The sequence below is a fragment of the Brevibacterium samyangense genome, from assembly GCF_039529845.1.
Classification (GTDB): Bacteria; Actinomycetota; Actinomycetes; order Actinomycetales; family Brevibacteriaceae; genus Brevibacterium; species Brevibacterium samyangense.
In genome coordinates, this window is sequence record NZ_BAAANO010000031.1 from 1 (window position 1) to 1,375 (window position 1,375).

Sequence of the window (1,375 nt, forward strand, 5' to 3'; positions counted from 1 at the left end):
CGCCTGCGGCGGCTGAGGGGGCGTCCGAGGCGCGGGCGGCTGTGGCGGGCGAGCCGGTCGGCGCGGGTCGGGCTGTCCGGGATGGCTCATCGCGGGCCTCCATGGCTCGGATCTCCGGAGCCCGGGCCTTCGCGGTGCCCTTCACCCCAGCGGCTGTCACCGTGCTGACCGTCCGTGCGCGGGGGTGCGTACGGGGACGGCGCGGGCGACGCCGGCGGGTACGGCCGCTGCCCGCCCGGGTACCCGGCAGCGGCGGGACGAGGCACGGTGGCGTGGGGCGCCTCGGAGGTGGGGTGCGGTGCGTACGGGCCCGCCGACCCCGGGCCGTACGATGCCGGGTCGTACGATCCCGGGTCGTACGATCCCGGACCCGACGGATCCGGGTCGGTGCCGGCGTTCGCACCGCGCCCGCGGTCGGCGAGGCGGGCGAGGAAGTGGAGTCCGAGGATCGCAGCCAGGGTGATGAGGAGGTTCACGAAGGGCTGGGCGGCGATGTACACGTCGTACCCACGGCCGCGCAACGCGCTCATACCGGCCGCCGCGAGGTAGGGCCATCCCGCGCGCAGCACCGACACGATCAGCGCCGCCCCGACAGCGCACAGCCACATCCACCAGGGTCGGCGGTTCGCGACCTGCCAGGCGACGAGGTTCACAGCGAGGAAGACGAACCCCGCGGCGGCGCTCAGCCCCGTGAGTAGCGCAGTGCCGCCCATCGCGGACGACTCCATGAGACGAGGCACGAGCGCGTTGAACCCGAACTGGTAGGCGAACTGCAGGAGCACCGCGAGAACTGCGATGCCGGCGCCGATCAGCCGGTTCTTCCACCGTCCCCGCGGTGTCACGAGACATGCGACCGCGAGGAGCACGCCCGACACCACGAGTCCGACCGTCGCCTCCACGCCCATGAGCGACATGAGAACCGAGAAGTTCTCCGACCCGACCGCGACGGCCCGCATGATCCCGCTGATGATCCCGAACGCCGCGCCGACGACGAACGCACCGACGAAGAGAATGCGGGCGGTGCGGAGGGCGCCGGGTTTCGGCTGGTGGTCAGCAGCGTGCGGGCGGTCCGTGGGCGCATACCCCTGCGAGTACGGGGCCTGCTGCGCATGGTGCGGCTGCCCGGCGTGCTGCGGCTGCCCAGCGTGCTGACCTGCCGGAGGCTGCGTTGCCGGAGGCTGCGTTGCCGGAGGCTGCGTTGCCGGAGGCTGCGGGAATCGGGGATCGGGCGGAGGCTGGACCATGGAACCTGCTTTCGCTCGCGACCGAATTCTCTCGACGCGCGCGCGACGACTGCGGACGTTCCGAGCGTAGTGCGCGGACGCGCTGCAGGGCAGCGGTTCACGTGGTCGATCGGCCACGGTGCCGGAAAGCC

General features: G+C 72.7%; 1 protein-coding gene. It reads right to left on the reverse strand.

The genetic code is table 11. The features are described 5' to 3' along the window. Positions 1–86 precede the first annotated feature (86 nt). Positions 87–1,244: a hypothetical protein gene (locus ABD172_RS13480; protein ID WP_344310444.1), complete on the reverse strand. Its 1,158-nt coding sequence runs from the start codon at positions 1,242–1,244 to the stop codon at positions 87–89. Positions 1,245–1,375: the final 131 nt, after the last annotated feature.

Coding starts and splice junctions, on each gene's coding strand:
- ABD172_RS13480 (WP_344310444.1), bottom strand. CDS start 1,244: ATGGTCCAGCCTCCGCCCGATCCCCGATTCCCGCAGCCTCCGGCAACG.